Source organism: Agromyces sp. NPDC056523, from assembly GCF_042794545.1.
Lineage (GTDB): Bacteria > Actinomycetota > Actinomycetes > Actinomycetales > Microbacteriaceae > Agromyces.
In genome coordinates, this window is sequence record NZ_JBHTTM010000004.1 from 77242 (window position 1) to 92102 (window position 14861).

Genomic DNA, 14861 nt, shown 5'->3' on the forward strand with positions numbered 1-14861 from the left:
TTCCGAGAGGAGACCGCCTGCCATGAGCGGCGCCGCTGCAGCACTTGACGTCTTCGACCGCCGCGAGTCGGAGGTCCGCGGATACATCCGCGCCTTCCCGACCGTGTTCGACCGCGCGGTCGGATCGACCCTCGTCGACGCCGACGGCCGCGAGTACCTGGACTTCTTCGCCGGCGCCGGCGTGCTCAACTACGGGCACAACAACCCGGCGTTCACGCGCGCCCTGATCGAGTACCTCGAGCGCGACGGCATCATCCACGGGCTCGACATGGCGACCTCGGCGAAGAAGGCGTTCATCGAGGCCTTCGAGCGCCTCGTGCTCGAACCGCGCGGGCTCGACCACAAGCTCCAGTTCACCGGCCCGACCGGTGCGAACGCGGTCGAGGCCGCGCTCAAGGTCGCACGCCAGGCCACCGGCCGCTCGACGGTCGTCGCGTTCACGAACGCGTTCCACGGCCTGAGCATGGGCGCGCTCGCGGCGACCGGCAACAGCCACTACCGCGGCGCCGCCGGCGTCGGGCTCGACGACATCGCGCGCCTCCCGTACGACGGCTACCTCGGCCCCGACGTCGACACCCTCGACCTCTTCGAGAAGATGCTCGACGACCCGGGCTCCGGCCTCGACCTTCCGGCCGCGGTCATCGTCGAGGCGGTGCAGGGCGAGGGCGGCATCAACGTCGCCAGCGCGCCGTGGCTGCGTCGCCTCCGCGCGATCACCGAGGCCCGCGGCATCCTGCTCATCCTCGACGAGATCCAGGCGGGTATCGGCCGGACCGGCACCTTCTTCGCGTTCGAGCACGCCGGCATCGTCCCCGACATCGTGACGGTGTCGAAGTCGATCTCGGGCTCGGGCCTGCCGATGTCCCTCGTGCTGCTGCGCCCCGACGTGGATGTGTGGAAGCCCGGCGCCCACACCGGCACGTTCCGCGGCAACAACCTCGCCTTCGTGTCCGCACGCGTCGCACTCGAGACGTACTGGGCCGACGGCGCGCTCACCGACGACGTCGCCGCCAAGGGCGAGCTGCTGCGCGGCGAGCTCGAGCGCATCGCCGACGAGTACCCCGAGCTCGGCTTCGTCGTCCGCGGCCGCGGCCTCATGATGGGCATCGCCTGCGACGCCGACCCCACGCTCGCCGGCCGCATCTCGAAGGCGTCGTTCGAGCGCGGACTCGTCATCGAGACATCCGGCGCCTTCGACGAGGTGCTCAAGTTCCTGCCCGCCCTGACGATCACCGAGGACGAGCTGCGACGCGGCCTCACCATCGTTCGCGAGAGCCTCGCGGCGGTGCTCGGCCGCTGAGCCGGCGGCGCACCGAGCCGAAGACGGGAACGGGCTCACGACCGGCGATCGGGTCGGGTCGTGAGCCCACTTCGCACCCGCGGTAGGAACGGGGAACGAATGCAGCGATCGTAGGTCGCGCTTGCGTGCGAGGGAAGGCCTCCGACCGCCGAAGCGGAGATCGTTATCCGGTCGTTTCCCAACGCACCGGCATGGCCGTTGCATCCGAACGGATGCCGCTGCCAGCATATGCGCATGCCACACGCGACCGACCGGGTGACGGATGCCACGCTCTCGAGCCTGCCCGGCGCGGTGATGCTGTGGCATACGCGCCGCCTGCTCATCTGGGCGCTCGGTTCCGGCGTGGTCTACTCGATCGTCACCGGCTCGTCACGAAGCAACTGCCCGGGAGGATTCACGGGCGACGGCGGCTACCTCGACGGGTACGGCCAGCCGACGGATGTCGCGCCCACCTGCACGACCATCAGCCTCCAGCCCAGCCCGGCGGTCTTCATCGCGATCGTGGTGCTGGTGCTGCTGACCCTCACCCGCGTCCTGCAGCGAGCGAGCGCGGAGTCCGAGGCGATCCGCTCGCTGAACCGCGCCCGCATCGCGATCGTCTGGATCGTGATCGCATCGGCGGCCATCGCCCACCTCGGCTTCTGGTCGATCCCCATGACCGAGACCGGCTTCGGGAGTTCCAAGGTGCTGGTGCTCGTCGGCGGCGTCCGGACCGACACCTACCCGATCGACGGCGTCTGAGCCGCAACACCCCGATGAACCGGTGGCGGATGTCGGCGCCGGATGTTTCGATGCAGAGCATGAACGCTGCCGAGATCACCCTCACGCCCACCAGGACGTCGCCCACCGAGCCCACCATCGTTTCCGCCGCATCGCTGATCATCGGCACGGGCCGCACCCGCCGATTCATCGGCCGCGAGCACGGCGCCGGCATCTCGTACTTCTTCGTCGACAACGACCCCGGGCAGGGCCCGGGGCTCCACTGGCACCCCTACACCGAGACCTGGGTCGTGATCGAGGGCACCGCCGAGATCACGATGGGCGACCGTCAACTGGTCGCCCAGGCCGACGACACCGCCACCGTGCCCGCCGGGGTGTGGCACCGCTTCGAGAACATCGGCGAGGGGCGTCTCCGGATGCTGTGCATCCACGCGTCCGACGTGATCATCCAGACGTGGGCCGACGAGGACTGAAAGGGAGACCCCGCGATGTCGTTCCAGGCGTACCTCGACAACATCGAGACGAAGACCGGCCTGACCCCACGCCAGTTCGTCGAGCTCGCGCACGAGAAGGGTTTCGGCCCAGGCACCAAGGCGACCCCGATCCTCGAGTGGCTCGCCGCCGAGTACGGACTCGGCCGGGGTCACGCCATGGCGCTCGTGCACGTCATCACGAAGGGCCCGCAGATCAGCCAGAAGCACGTCGACAGCGGCGGCACGCACTCCGACGAGACCGACACCCTCTGGCTCGACGGCGCGGCGACGAACCCGAACCGCTGACGCGGGCGCCAGGGTTCAGGCCTCGCCGCCGTTCCCGTCTTGCAGGAACGCCAGCACCGCCGCGACCCGACGATGCACCCCGCTCTCGGGCAGCCGCAGCTTCGTGAAGATCGCGTTCACGTGCTTCTCCACGGTCGACGACGACAGGAACAGCGACTGCTCGATCCCGGCGTTCGTGCGCCCGCGCGCCATCTCGCGGAGCACCTCGAGCTCCCGGGGTGACAGCGCCGACAGCGGACTGGACGCGGCCGCACTGCGGCGCCGCACGAGCGTGTCGACGATCTGCGGGTCGATCACCGACCCGCCCGCCCGGACCTCGCGCAGCGCGTGCACGAGGTCCTCGAGGTCGCCGATCCGGTCCTTCAGCAGGTAGCCGAGCCCGGCCGATCCGTCTGCGAACAGCGCCAGCGCGTAGCTCTCGTCGGCGTGCTGCGACAGCACCACGACGCCCGTGTCGGGGTGCGCGCCACGGATGGCACGAGCGGCCTCGATGCCCTCCATGTGGTGACCGGGCGGCATCCGGATGTCGGTGAGCACGGCGTCGGGGGCGAACCGGCGCACCGCGTCGAGCAGTTCCGTCGCGTCCCCTGTGCCCGCGACGACCTCGACCTCGCCCGAATCCTCGAGCAGCCGGCGCACGCCCTCGCGCACGAGGTAGTTGTCCTCGGCGATGACGACGCGCAGCACGCCGGTGTCATCCATCGCGTTCACCGACGGGAAGGTCGACGAGGACGGTCGTGCCGGCCGCCGGAGGCTCGGCCGCCGTGACGCGCACCGTTCCGCGCAGGGCAGCGACGCGGTCGCGGATGTTCGCGAGCCCGCCGTGCGACCCAGCGGTCGCGGCCGGCTCGATGCCGCGGCCGTCGTCGGTGATCGTGATGGTGAGGTGGCCGTTGGACCGCGCGAGGCCGACCGAGGCGTGCGTGGCACGCGAGTGCTTCGCCGTGTTGGCGAGCGCCTCGCGCACGACGTAGTACGCCGTCGTCTCGACCTCCTCGGGGTAGCGTTCGGCGCGCACTGCGGCATCCGCCTCGACCGCGAGCGGGATCGGGAACCGCGCCACGCCCGACTCGACCGCCGCGACGAGCCCGTTGTCGCTGAGCACTGGCGGGTGGATGCCGCGCGCGAGCTCGCGCAGGTCCGTCAGCGTCGCCCGAGCCTGGTCCTGCAGCTCGACCAGCTCGGCCGGCTGGAGCTCACCGCGCTCGAGGCGGTTCCTCGCGAGCCGGAGCCCGGCGATCTGCGCGACGATGTCCTGCTGGATGCCGTCGTGCAGGTCGCGCTCCAGCCGGCGCCGCTCGTCGTCCTGCGCAGCGACCAGCCGCTCGCGTGAGGCGGTGAGCTCGTCGAGCTGCTCGGCGAGCTGCGCGGTCAGGCGCACGTTGGCGACGGATGCCGCGGCCTGTCCGGCGACCGTGCGCAGCAGCGTCCGCTCGGCGAGGCCGTACTCGCCCCGCCGCCGCGGACCGACCTCGATGCGGCCGAGCGTCTCGTCCGCGCGCACCAGGTCGACCGAGCGGGCGGGTTCGGCCGACTCGTCGACCTCGCCGGCGACGCCGACGGGCGCCCCGGCGAGAGCGCCGTCGGCCGACGCGAGGCGGATCCGCACCCACGTGGCATCCAGGCCGTCGCGGACCGCCTCGGCCAGCCGGGTCAGCAGGGCACGTGGCTCGCCGGCCTCCTCGAGGCGCGCCCCGAGCTCGCTGAGCAGCTCGAACTGCCGCTCGCGGTCGCCGAACAGGGCGCGGTGCAGTCGGCGCTGCATCCAGCTGCGCACGGGAAGCAGGAGGACGGCGACCACGGCCGTGAGCAGGATCGCCGGCACGGTCGTCAGCGGGGGCGAGAGCAGCACCGCGGGCGTCGCGAGGGCGGCGGCGTAGATGACGGTGATGAGCAGGTTCGACGAGCGCACCACGTCGCGCCGGCGGTCGCCCGGGGAGATGTCGAACGCACCGTAGCGCAGGATGCCGTGGATCGCCGCGACCGGAAGCGCGATGAGCGACGCGTAGACCAGGAATTGCACCGGCCAGATCTCGGGGAGCAGCCCCCACAGGATGAACGCCACCACCGCGGCCGCCACCGTCAGTGCCATCACCCGTGTCCGTGCGCGGACGGCGGGAGCTCCGAAGAGGGCGCGGTAGCCGAGCACCCCGAGTCCGATCGCGATCGCCGGCCATGACTGCACGACGAGCAGGTTCACGGCCGGGGCCGCCCACTCGAGCCATGGCACGACGAACGGGTTGGGGATCGTCTCGCCGCTGATGCCGATGTAGGGCGACATCACGACGTGCGGGGTGGTGAGCAGGGTCAGCGGGCCGGCGAGCATCGGCATCCACAGGAACGCGACCGCGATCCGCTGCCATCGCTGCTCGACGACCCCGTCGGGGAACGTCGCGAACACGATCAGGAACGACGCGGTCGCGGTCGCATCCGCCGTCAGGCCGATCACGTTGAAGAGCGGGAACCACGGCTCAGCCATGACCTCGACGTTGCGGTACATGAACGTCTCGTACGCCGAGCCGACGAGCAACGCCGTGGCCGCGAGCGCGAGCAGCAGCGCGATGCGCGACGCCGACACCGTGAGCAGCCACATTCCGAACACGAACATCGGCAGGATTCCGAGCACCGGCCAGGCGAGGCGGTGGCCGGCCTCGCCCTCGATGAACCCGAAGACGATCACGACGTACACCAGCGCGGCGACCCCGATCGGGCCGAGCGTCGCGAGGCACACCCACCTGCGGTCCACGATTCCATGGTCCTCCTCCTGCACCGCGAATGGGAGGGGGCCCTCCACGACAGCCCTTGGCGGCTGGCCTCCATCGGGAGTGCGGGAGCCCGCCACGCGACATCCGGTTCACTGCGTTCCGGCGGCCCGCGCGTGCGACGAGCCTGTGGGTCGAGCGGATGCCGCGACCGGGCGCCGCACGAGGGAGAAGGCATCATGCGCAGGCTGTACAGCGGGCTCGCCTGGACTGTCGCCGGGGCAGTCGTCATCCAGGCCGCGGCGATCGCGTTCGCGTTCGGCGGGATGCTCAACCTGATCGCCGAGGGCGGTGTGGTCGACAAGGCGCTGCTCGAGAGCTTCCAGGCGGCCGGTGTCGGCGAGGTCGGATTCCTGATCCACGGCGTCGTAGGCGGCGTGCTGATCCCGCTCATCGCGGTCGCGCTGCTCATCGTGTCATTCCTCGGCCGCACGCGCGGGGCCACGCTGTGGGCCGCGATCGTGCTCGGCCTGGTCGTGCTGCAGGTCACGCTCGGCTTCTCGATCACCGACATGCCCTACCTCGGTCTCATCCACGGCGCGAACGCGCTCGGGGTCGTGGCGACCGCGTCGTACGCGGCCCTCCGCATGCGGCGGCGCAGCGAGCAGGCGGCGCGCGAGGAGGCGACGACCGATGCCGTCACGGCGTGAGCTCGTCAGGCGGGTCGCGCTGGGCGCCGCGGTCGCGACCGCGCTCTGCGCCGGTGCGCTCGCGTGGAGCTCCACGCTGCTGGGCGAGTACTCGGTCATGGACATGGGCGCGGGAACGCCGGAGGCGGCGGGCCACGCCGGACACGCGCATGGTGTGGCCGGCGGGACCGGCGCGGCGGCGCCATCCGGTGCGCTCGACCCAGGGGCCGCCGTCGACGTCACGTCGCTGACGGCCGACCCCGACCGGCCCGCCGACGTGCGGGTCGAGCTCGTCGCCCGCCAGGAGGGATTCGACGTCCCAGGGGGCCGCCACGTCGAGGGCTACACGGTCAACGGCACCTCCCCCGGGCCCGAGGTCCGCGCGACGCAGGGCGACCTCGTCGAGGTGACGTTCGTCAACGAGTCGGTGACGGATGGCGCGACCCTCCACTGGCACGGCATCGACGTGCCGAACGCGGCCGACGGCGTCGCGGGCATCACGCAGGACGCCGTCCCGGTGGGCGGCCGCCACGTGTACCGCTTCGTCGCCGAGGACGCCGGCACGTACTGGTACCACTCGCACCAGGTGTCGCACGCGCAGGTGCTCGGCGGCCTGCTCGGCGCGATCGTCATCGACCCGGCCGAGTCGCCCGAGGTCCGCACCGACGTCGACGTGACGGCACTGCTGCACGTGTACGGCGGGCAGCACAGCCTCAATGGCCGCATCGGCGACGAGCGCGTCGAGGCGCGCCCCGGCGAGACCGTGCGCGTGCGCGTCATCAACGGCGACCAGGGCACCGCGGCAGTGTGGTCCTCCGCGCCCTACCGCGTGCTCGCGATCGACGGTCGCGACGTGCACGCGCCCGGCGAGGTCCGCGACCAGCGGCTGCTCATCCCCGCCGGCGGAAGAGCGGATGTCGCAGTGCGCGCGCCCGCGGACGGAAGCGCCCTGCGGCTCCACGTCGGCGGCGCCCGCAGCGTGGTCCTCGTCGACTCGGCGCACCCCGAGGCATCCGCCCCGCCCGCGCGCCAGCCGAAGGACAAGCTGGACCTGCTCGCGTACGGCACGCCCGCAGCACTCGACTTCGACCCGACTGCGCGCGACCGCACGTTCGAGTACGTGATCGGGCGCCGCTTCGGCGTCATCGACGGGCGCCCCGGCAACTTCTGGACCATCAACGGCCGCATGTTCCCCGACGTGCCGATGTTCCACGTGCGCGAGGGCGACGTCGTCGCGATGCGCATCGAGAACCGCTCGGGCGACGTGCATCCCATGCACCTGCACGGGCACCACGTGGTCGTGCTCTCACGCGACGGCGTCGCGACATCCGGCAGCCCCTGGATCGTCGACTCGCTCGACGTGCACCCCGGTGAGGCCTACGAGATCGGGTTCGTCGCCGACAACCCCGGCATCTGGAGCGACCACTGCCACACGCTGCCGCACGCGGTCGACGGGCTCGTCGCGCACGTCATGTACGAGGGCGTCACGACCGGGTTCACGATCGACGGCGCGGCGGGCAACCGGCCGGAGTGAGCTGGGCCGAGGTCGCGACGCGGGTCGCGGTTGTCGGTGCCCGGTGGCAGGTTGGAGGCATGGCGATCGAGGTGCGCCCGGCCACCGTCTTCAACGATGTCCGCGATGTCGTGGGTCCGAAGCGACCCGACGCGAACGTGTGCTGGTGCCTGAGCTACCGGCTCACCTCGTCGAAGGAGAACCTCGCGCTTCGCGGCCCCGCACGCGGCGAGCGCGTCGCCGAGCTCGTGAAGCTGTCCCCGCCGCCGGGCGTGCTCGCCTATGACGGCGACGAGGTCGTCGGATGGGCCGGGGTGCACCCGCGGGCCGACACGAGTTTCGCGACCAATCGCAAGATCCCGCACGTCGACGACCTCGACGTCTGGTCGGTGTGGTGCATCCGGGTGCGGCCCGGCCATCGCAAGCAGGGCATCTCGCACGCACTCCTGGCCGGAGCGGTCGACTTCGCGCGGTCGCACGGGGCTCCCGCGATCGAGGGCTACCCGGTCGACAACGACGGCGCGAAGGTCGACCTCACGATGGCCTACGTGGGCACGCGAAAGCTGTTCGAGCGGGCCGGGTTCCGCAAGGCGGCCGACACCGACTCGGTGGTCAACGGCTTCCCGCGCGTGCTCATGCGCCTCGACCTGCGCTGATGCCCGACCGCACGCGATGATCGAGGCATGAGCGAGCACGAAGCGGTCGAGGTCGCGCTGGCCGTCGACATCGGCGGCACCAAGGTCGATGCCGCACTCGTCGAGGCGGACGGCCGCATCGTCGCCGGGAGCCGCCGCCGCGCGGCCACCGGGCCCGGCCAGACGTCCGGCACCTTCTCCGCCGCGATCGCGTCGGTCTGCCGGCAGGCGACGGATGCCGCGGGGCCGGCGCTTCGCCTGGTCGGCATCGGCATCGGGGCCGCGGGCCCGCTCCGCGGCGACGGCACGCGGATCTCGCCCATCAACCTCCCGTGGATCCGCGACTTCGCGCTCACCGAGCCGGTCGCCGCCGTGGCCGGCGGCCTGCCCGTGCGAGTCGCGCTCGACGGCACCTGCATCGCGTTGGCCGAGCTCCGGTTCGGAGCGCTCCGCGGCGTCCGCAACGGACTCGCGATGGTGGTGTCGACGGGTATCGGCGGCGGCATCGTGCTCGACGGTCGCGTCATCCGCGGCGACACCGGCAACGCCGGTCACGTCGGCCAGGTGTGGGTGCGGCGGCCCGACGACGCCGACCCGGCGCGGTCGTCGGTCGAGGGTGTGGCCTCCGGTCCGGCCACCGTGCGGTGGGCGAACGCCCACGGCTGGACGGGCGCCGACGGGCTCGAGCTCGCGGCCGCGTATCAGGCGCGCGACCCGGTCGCGGTGCGCGCCGTGCGGCGATCAGCCGAGGCGGTCGGGCAGGCGATCGCCGGGTACGCCGCACTGCTCGACCTGCGCGTCGTCGCCGTCGGAGGCGGGTTCTCGCGCGTGGCCGACGACTACCTCGCGCTGGTCGAAGCGGCAGCCCGCGCCGGAGCGCTGCTGCCTGCCGCCGCCGAGCTGCGCGTGGTGCCGGCCGAGCTCGGCGACGACGCACCGCTCGTCGGCGCCGCGCTGCTCGTGCACGAGGGTGCATGACCGGGCAAGCGTCGGTGGCATCCGGAAGCATGGGGCGCATGGATGTCATCGACTGGATGCTCGACGCCGATCCCGCGATCCGCTGGCAGGTGCGCCGCGACGTGCTCGGCGAGTCCGACGCGCAGGTCGCCGACGACCGCGATCGCGTCGCGGCCGAGGGCGTCGGCGCGAGGATCCTCGCGCTGCAGTCCGACGACGGCTACTGGAACGGGCACGAGTACGGCGAGAACGGCGACCGTCGCAGCGTCATCTGGTCGCTCTCGCTCCTGCGTCGGCTGGGCGCGCGCCCCGACGACCCGCGGGTCCGCACGGCGATCGAGCGCGTGCGCGACGGGGTGACCTGGCGGTATTTCGACGATCGCCCGTTCTTCGCCGGCGAAGTCGAGGAGTGCGTCAACGGCGGCGTGCTCGCCCTCGCGACGTACTTCGGTCAGCTCGACGAGGGCACCGATGCCCTCGTGCGGCGACTGCTCGCTGAGCGGCTGCCCGACGGCGGGTGGAACTGCGAGCCGGCCGACGAGTCGCAGCGCTCGTCGTTCGATTCGACGTTGTGCGTGCTCGAGGGGCTGCTCGCGGTCGAGCGTGACGGTTCGTCCGCAGTGCCCGCGTCCGAGATCGCCGAGGCGCGCCGTGGCGGCGAGGAGTACCTCCTCGAGCGGCACCTGTTCCGGCGCCGCTCGACCGGCGAGGTCGTGAAGGATCGCTACCTCAACTTCACATTCCCGGTCTACTGGTTCTACGACGTGCTGCGGGCGCTCGACCACTTCCGTGAGGTCGGCGGAACGCCCGACGCCCGGCTCGACGAGGCGCTCGAGCTGCTCCGGTCGCGGCGCGGCGACGACGGTCGCTGGCCCGCGGGCCGCCCCTGGCCGCGTGAGGTGTACTTCGCGGTCGATGCCCCCGAGGGCGAGCCGAGCCGCTGGAACACGCTGCGTGCGCTGCGCGTGCTCCGCTGGGCCGAGGGCTCGACCGATCTCGCCGGCTGACGCGGCCGCGAGTCCGACCGTTCGTCGCGCGGCAGGCACCGTTCGTCGCGTGGGGACTACCGTTGAGCGCCCGACGTACGCTATGGTCTGATTTCCGACCGAACGATCGGTCAAGAAACCCCTCGGCGCACCACCCCCGCGCTGGATCACCCGAGTCCCTGCATGAACGACGGAGTTCACATGACCTCAACCATCCATGACGAAGCCGAGCGCACCGGGCGCATGCCGAAGGAGGAACGCAAGGTCCTCGCCGGAACGCTCGTGGGCACGTCCATCGAGTGGTACGACTTCTTCATCTACGCCCAGGCTGCCGGCCTCGTGCTCGCGCCGCTCTTCTTCGCTCCGCTCGCCGAGACGAACCCCGCACTCGCGCAGGTGCTCTCGTTCGCGACGATCGGCATCTCGTTCCTGTTCCGCCCGCTCGGCGCGATCGTCGCCGGATGGCTCGGCGACAAGCTCGGCCGCAAGAAGATGCTCGTCTTCACGCTCATCCTCATGGGCCTGTCGACCTCGCTCATCGGCTTCCTGCCGACCTACGCCGCGATCGGCATCGCCGCTCCGATCCTGCTGATCACGCTCCGCATCCTGCAGGGCTTCTCGGCGGGCGGCGAGTGGGGCGGCGCGGCACTGATGGCCGTCGAGCACGCACCCGACAAGAGGCGCGGCTTCTTCGGCGCGTTCCCGCAGATCGGCGTGCCGGTCGGCATGATCCTCGCGACCTTCACGCTGTGGATCATCACGTCGTCGATGTCGCAGGAGGCGTTCCTCGCCTGGGGCTGGCGCATTCCGTTCATCCTGTCGATCGTGCTCATCGTCGTCGGCTACGCGATCCGCCGCGCCGTCGAGGAGAGCCCCGTCTTCAAGGACCTGCAGCAGCGCCAGAAGGAGTCGTCGGCGCCGCTCGGCCAGCTGTTCCGCCACAACACCAAGAACGTGATCCTGACCGCGATCATCTTCATCGGGAACAACGCCGCCGGCTACCTGCTCATCGCGTTCTTCGCGACCTACGCGGTGACGGTGCTCGGCATGGACCGCCCGACGGTGCTGCTCGCGACCACGCTCGCATCGTTCGGCTGGCTCGGGTTCACGCTGTGGGGCGGCCGCCTCTCCGACCGGCTCGGCCGCGTGCGCACCTTCCAGATCGGCTACGGGTTCCTGGCACTGTGGGCCGTGCCGATGTGGTTCCTCATCGACACCGGCGACATCGTCTGGTACTTCGTCGCGCTGTTCGTGATGACGTTCGGCCTCGGCCTCTCGTACGGCCCGCAGGCGTCGCTCTACGCCGAGATGTTCCCGGCGAACGTGCGGTACTCGGGCGTCTCGATCGGCTACGCGCTCGGCGCGATCCTCGGCGGCGCGTTCGCGCCGATGATCGCCGAGTGGCTCATGACCTCCACCGGGAACTCCTGGACGATCGGCGTCTACATCGCGATCGCCGCGATCGTGTCGCTGATCGGCGTCTCGCTCGTGAAGGAGACGAAGGGCGTCGACCTGCGCGGCTGAGTCGCGGCTCGTGTGTGGAGGGCGGGTGCCGCGGCATCCGCCCTTCGCCATGCCCGGCGACGGCGACGGCGGCGGCGGCTATGGCGCCGGCTCGACCCGCGGCGCAGCCGACGCCTCGAGCGTGCGGATCAGCGTGCGCGAATCCCACGGGCCGATGTGCCGCTTGCCGCCGATGAAGAACGTCGGCGTCGAGTGCAGGTCCATGATCTCAGCGTCGAGCTGGTCCTCCTCGACGCGGTGCATCACCCTCGGCGAGCGCATGTCGTCGATGAAGCGGTCGACGTCGAGGTCGATCTCCTTGGCGTACCGGCAGAGGTCGTCGGCCGTGAGTGCCTCCTGGTTGGCGAACAGGATCCGCGACATCTCGAGGAACCGGCCCTGCAGCGCCGACGCCTCGTAGGCCTGCGCGGCCTCCTTCGCGTGCGAATGCACGGCCTCAAGCGGCAGGTGACGCCACACCCAGCACACGTCGTCCCCGAAGTGCTCGATGACGGCGTCGATCGAGCCCGTGGCGCGGCTGCAGAACGGGCACTCGAAGTCACCGTATTCGACGATCTGGTGGGGTGCGTCGGGCCGTCCGCGATAGTGGTCGCGTTCGGGGTCGAACGGGCGGACCAGGACCTTGCCGATCGGCTGCGGCGGCGCCATCCGGTCGGCGATCACGAAGATCGCCCAGCCGAGCGAGAAGGCGATGACGGATGCCACGAGCACGCCGACGCGCGCGAGGTCCTGCGTCTCGGGGTCGGCGATCGCGAGCGTCACGATGAACAGCGCGATCGTGAACCCGATGCCCGAGAGTGCGGCGCCGCCGGCGATGCGCGGCATGGCGAGGCCCGGCGCGAGACGCCCGAGTCCCGACATCCGGATGAGCGCGGTCGCCCCCGCGATGCCGATGAACTTGCCGATGACGAGTCCGGCCACGATGCCCCAGGTGAGCGGGGATGAGATCGCAGCGCTGACGGTCTCGGCGTCGAGGTGCACACCCGCGTTGGCGAGTGCGAACAGCGGAAGCACGAGGAACGAGATGTACGGCCCCCACGCGGCCTGCAGCCGGTCGTTGATCGAGATCGAGTTCCGCAGGCTCCGGGTCACCGCGGCCGCGTAGGCGGCGTTCGGAGACTCGCGGAAGGCCTGCGTCAGCTCGGCGGAGCGCTCGACGTCGGTGCGTCGCGGCGGGAACACCGGGATGAGCAGCGCGACCGCCACGCCCGCGAGCGTGGGGTGCACCCCGGCCGCCGCGATCGCGAACCACAGCGCGATGGCGAGCGTCGCGTACGCGATGCCGCGCCACACGGGCAGGAACCGCACCAGGGCGATCAGAACCATGAGCACTGCGGCCACCACGAGCGGCAGGACCTGGATCCCGGAGTTGTAGAAGATCGCGATGGCCAGCAGCGCGCCGATGTCGTCGACCACCGCGAGCGTGAGCAGGAACGCGCGGAGCCGGGCCGGGAACTTCGGCCCGATGATCGCGAGCGCCCCGAGCAGGAACGCCGTGTCCGTCGAGATGACGACGCCCCACGCGTGCGCCTCGCCTGTCGGCCAGGCGATGAGCACGAAGATGAGCGCGGGCACGATGAGTCCGGCCACGGCGGCCACGACGGGCACGACGGCACGCGCCCGGTCGGTGAGCTCGCCGAGGGTGAACTCGCGCTTGACCTCGAGGCCCACGACGAAGAAGAACAGCGTCATGACGGCGTCGTTGACGACGTGGTGCAGTGTCGTGACGAGGGCGAAGTCGCCGATGCCGATCTCGACCGGCGTCTCCCAGAACTGCTCGTAGCTGTCGCCCCACGGGGAGTTCGCCCAGAGGATCGCGATGACCGTGAACAGCAGCAGGAGGGCTGCCGCGGCGCGGTCACCGGTGCCGAAGCGCAGCCGCGCGTGCCACGGCCTGGAGGAGGTCGTCGTGTCGGGCGCGGGTGCAGCGGCTGCGGCGCTCATGCGCCAATGCTAGGCGGATGGCGCGCCGCGCGCCCGCGTTCCGGTCTATGCGGTCCTCGGCAGCACCGCGAGCACGCGGCGGATGTGGTCGCTGAACTCGTTCATGAACTCGCTGAGGAACGCCTCCGTGCTCTCCTTGGTGATCGAGCCGTCGTCCCGGAAGACCTCGGCGGAGAACGTGATGTACGCCTCGGGTGCGGTCATCTGGCGGGCGTTGCAGAAGCTGAGCACCGCGCGGAGGCTCTGCTGCGCGACGGCCGTGCCGATCGCGCCCGGGGACGCGCCGATCACGGCCGCCGGGATGTGGTCGAACGAGTTGCGGCCCCATGGGCGCGACGCCCAGTCGATCGCGTTCTTCAGCGCACCCGGGATGGAGCGGTTGTACTCCGGTGTCACGAAGAGCACCGCGTCGGAGCGGTCGATCGCGGCCTTGAGCTCGAGCGCCTCGGGCGGGTAGTCGTCGTCGTAGTCGGGGCTGTACAGCGGGAGGTCGCGGATCGGGATCTCGGTGAACTCGAGGTGGTTCGGGGCGACGCGGAGGAGTGCCTTCGAGAGCGTGCGATTGATCGAGGTCGAGGACAGGCTGCCGACGAAGTAGCCGACCTGGTAGGTGCGCATGGATGGGTCCTCCCGTCGCGGTACGTGCGCCCAAGCTAGGGCGCGACGGTGGCGCCCGCGAGGGGGTTGTGCCGGGCCGTCGCGGCCACCACGCACCTCAGCGCCGGCCGCCAGGATCCTCTGAGTATTCTTCACGTGTCGAAGATCACGTTGACCCGCCCACCCCGGGGCGGCTAGCCTTCCTCGGGCCGGGATCACCCAGACCTCGGCCCCGCCCCCTCCGCCCCCACGGAGCACGACCCGGCCGTCCCAGCGGCCCCCGCCCCCATGAACACCGCCGCGACCCAGCCCGCGGCCGTCGGATACGCGACCGAACGCGCGCCGACCCTCACGATCGGAGATCGAGATGAACCTCCTCGAACTCGCCGAATGCCGCGACTGCGGACACGACGACAACGAACACCTCGGCGCCTGCCGGACCGACGTCTTCACCGGCGGCGCCTGGTCCAAGTGCGCCTGCGAGTCCTTCGTCACGTCCGACGCGGCCTGACGAC

Annotated in this window: 15 protein-coding genes; 11 read left to right on the forward strand and 4 right to left on the reverse strand. The window is 71.2% G+C overall.

The window, feature by feature from the left end; genetic code table 11:
- Nucleotides 1-22: 22 nt before the first annotated feature.
- From ectB to ACFQ58_RS13770, 4 genes are all read left to right on the forward strand, one after another.
- The gene (ectB, locus tag ACFQ58_RS13755) at nucleotides 23-1300 is read left to right on the forward strand and encodes a diaminobutyrate--2-oxoglutarate transaminase (protein ID WP_376951714.1); all 1278 of its coding nucleotides are present in this window, start codon (nucleotides 23-25) and stop codon (nucleotides 1298-1300) included.
- Nucleotides 1301-1534: 234 nt separating this feature from the next.
- Entirely contained in the window at nucleotides 1535-2041 is a 507-nt protein-coding gene (locus ACFQ58_RS13760) for a hypothetical protein (protein ID WP_376951715.1), read from the forward strand.
- 59 nt (nucleotides 2042-2100) lie between these two features.
- Entirely contained in the window at nucleotides 2101-2493 is a 393-nt protein-coding gene (locus ACFQ58_RS13765; protein WP_376951716.1) for a cupin domain-containing protein, read from the forward strand.
- Nucleotides 2494-2508: 15 nt separating this feature from the next.
- Nucleotides 2509-2799, forward strand: coding sequence for a DUF4287 domain-containing protein (locus ACFQ58_RS13770; protein WP_376951717.1), 291 nt, complete (start codon nucleotides 2509-2511; stop codon nucleotides 2797-2799).
- 15 nt (nucleotides 2800-2814) lie between these two features.
- Here ACFQ58_RS13770 and ACFQ58_RS13775 read toward each other — a convergent pair whose 3' ends face one another.
- Nucleotides 2815-3501 (reverse strand): response regulator, encoded by a 687-nt coding sequence (locus tag ACFQ58_RS13775; protein ID WP_376951718.1) that lies wholly within the window; start codon nucleotides 3499-3501, stop codon nucleotides 2815-2817.
- The gene (locus tag ACFQ58_RS13780; protein ID WP_376951719.1) at nucleotides 3494-5545 is read right to left on the reverse strand and encodes an ATP-binding protein; all 2052 of its coding nucleotides are present in this window, start codon (nucleotides 5543-5545) and stop codon (nucleotides 3494-3496) included. Before ACFQ58_RS13780 ends, ACFQ58_RS13775 begins: the two co-directional genes overlap by 8 nt.
- A gap of 195 nt (nucleotides 5546-5740) precedes the next feature.
- On the opposite strand from ACFQ58_RS13780, the gene ACFQ58_RS13785 reads away from it, so the two are divergent.
- From ACFQ58_RS13785 to ACFQ58_RS13810, 6 genes are all read left to right on the forward strand, one after another.
- Complete coding sequence (locus tag ACFQ58_RS13785) at nucleotides 5741-6211, forward strand: hypothetical protein (RefSeq protein ID WP_376951720.1); 471 nt, start codon at nucleotides 5741-5743, stop codon at nucleotides 6209-6211.
- Nucleotides 6195-7724 carry a multicopper oxidase family protein gene (locus tag ACFQ58_RS13790; protein ID WP_376951721.1) on the forward strand — a complete coding sequence of 510 codons (1530 nt, stop codon included), beginning with the start codon at nucleotides 6195-6197 and terminating at the stop codon, nucleotides 7722-7724. The genes ACFQ58_RS13785 and ACFQ58_RS13790 overlap by 17 nt, the downstream gene beginning before the upstream one ends.
- A 59-nt stretch (nucleotides 7725-7783) precedes the next feature.
- Nucleotides 7784-8359 (forward strand): GNAT family N-acetyltransferase, encoded by a 576-nt coding sequence (locus ACFQ58_RS13795; protein ID WP_376951722.1) that lies wholly within the window; start codon nucleotides 7784-7786, stop codon nucleotides 8357-8359.
- A 27-nt stretch (nucleotides 8360-8386) separates the two neighbouring features.
- Nucleotides 8387-9316 (forward strand): ROK family protein, encoded by a 930-nt coding sequence (locus ACFQ58_RS13800; RefSeq protein ID WP_376951724.1) that lies wholly within the window; start codon nucleotides 8387-8389, stop codon nucleotides 9314-9316.
- Nucleotides 9313-10302 carry a hypothetical protein gene (locus ACFQ58_RS13805; protein WP_376951725.1) on the forward strand — a complete coding sequence of 330 codons (990 nt, stop codon included), beginning with the start codon at nucleotides 9313-9315 and terminating at the stop codon, nucleotides 10300-10302. The genes ACFQ58_RS13800 and ACFQ58_RS13805 overlap by 4 nt, the downstream gene beginning before the upstream one ends.
- A gap of 180 nt (nucleotides 10303-10482) precedes the next feature.
- The gene (locus ACFQ58_RS13810) at nucleotides 10483-11805 is read left to right on the forward strand and encodes an MFS transporter (RefSeq protein WP_376951726.1); all 1323 of its coding nucleotides are present in this window, start codon (nucleotides 10483-10485) and stop codon (nucleotides 11803-11805) included.
- A gap of 78 nt (nucleotides 11806-11883) precedes the next feature.
- Here the strand turns inward: ACFQ58_RS13810 and nhaA are convergent, their stop codons facing one another.
- Together nhaA and ACFQ58_RS13820 are read right to left on the reverse strand one after the other, a co-directional pair.
- On the reverse strand, nucleotides 11884-13749 hold the full coding sequence (gene nhaA, locus ACFQ58_RS13815) for a Na+/H+ antiporter NhaA (RefSeq protein WP_376951727.1): 1866 nt from the start codon (nucleotides 13747-13749) through the stop codon (nucleotides 11884-11886).
- Between the two features lie 45 nt (nucleotides 13750-13794).
- The gene (locus ACFQ58_RS13820) at nucleotides 13795-14367 is read right to left on the reverse strand and encodes an NADPH-dependent FMN reductase (RefSeq protein ID WP_376951728.1); all 573 of its coding nucleotides are present in this window, start codon (nucleotides 14365-14367) and stop codon (nucleotides 13795-13797) included.
- 346 nt (nucleotides 14368-14713) lie between these two features.
- On the opposite strand from ACFQ58_RS13820, the gene ACFQ58_RS13825 reads away from it, so the two are divergent.
- Nucleotides 14714-14857 carry a hypothetical protein gene (locus ACFQ58_RS13825; protein ID WP_376951729.1) on the forward strand — a complete coding sequence of 48 codons (144 nt, stop codon included), beginning with the start codon at nucleotides 14714-14716 and terminating at the stop codon, nucleotides 14855-14857.
- The last annotated feature ends 4 nt before the right edge of the window (nucleotides 14858-14861 follow it).

Coding starts and splice junctions, on each gene's coding strand:
- ACFQ58_RS13770 (WP_376951717.1), top strand. CDS start 2,509: ATGTCGTTCCAGGCGTACCTCGACAACATCGAGACGAAGACCGGCCTG.
- ACFQ58_RS13775 (WP_376951718.1), bottom strand. CDS start 3,501: ATGGATGACACCGGCGTGCTGCGCGTCGTCATCGCCGAGGACAACTAC.
- ACFQ58_RS13765 (WP_376951716.1), top strand. CDS start 2,101: ATGAACGCTGCCGAGATCACCCTCACGCCCACCAGGACGTCGCCCACC.
- ACFQ58_RS13820 (WP_376951728.1), bottom strand. CDS start 14,367: ATGCGCACCTACCAGGTCGGCTACTTCGTCGGCAGCCTGTCCTCGACC.
- ectB (WP_376951714.1), top strand. CDS start 23: ATGAGCGGCGCCGCTGCAGCACTTGACGTCTTCGACCGCCGCGAGTCG.
- nhaA (WP_376951727.1), bottom strand. CDS start 13,749: ATGAGCGCCGCAGCCGCTGCACCCGCGCCCGACACGACGACCTCCTCC.
- ACFQ58_RS13790 (WP_376951721.1), top strand. CDS start 6,195: ATGCCGTCACGGCGTGAGCTCGTCAGGCGGGTCGCGCTGGGCGCCGCG.
- ACFQ58_RS13810 (WP_376951726.1), top strand. CDS start 10,483: ATGACCTCAACCATCCATGACGAAGCCGAGCGCACCGGGCGCATGCCG.
- ACFQ58_RS13805 (WP_376951725.1), top strand. CDS start 9,313: ATGACCGGGCAAGCGTCGGTGGCATCCGGAAGCATGGGGCGCATGGAT.
- ACFQ58_RS13760 (WP_376951715.1), top strand. CDS start 1,535: ATGCCACACGCGACCGACCGGGTGACGGATGCCACGCTCTCGAGCCTG.
- ACFQ58_RS13800 (WP_376951724.1), top strand. CDS start 8,387: ATGAGCGAGCACGAAGCGGTCGAGGTCGCGCTGGCCGTCGACATCGGC.
- ACFQ58_RS13825 (WP_376951729.1), top strand. CDS start 14,714: ATGAACCTCCTCGAACTCGCCGAATGCCGCGACTGCGGACACGACGAC.
- ACFQ58_RS13795 (WP_376951722.1), top strand. CDS start 7,784: ATGGCGATCGAGGTGCGCCCGGCCACCGTCTTCAACGATGTCCGCGAT.
- ACFQ58_RS13785 (WP_376951720.1), top strand. CDS start 5,741: ATGCGCAGGCTGTACAGCGGGCTCGCCTGGACTGTCGCCGGGGCAGTC.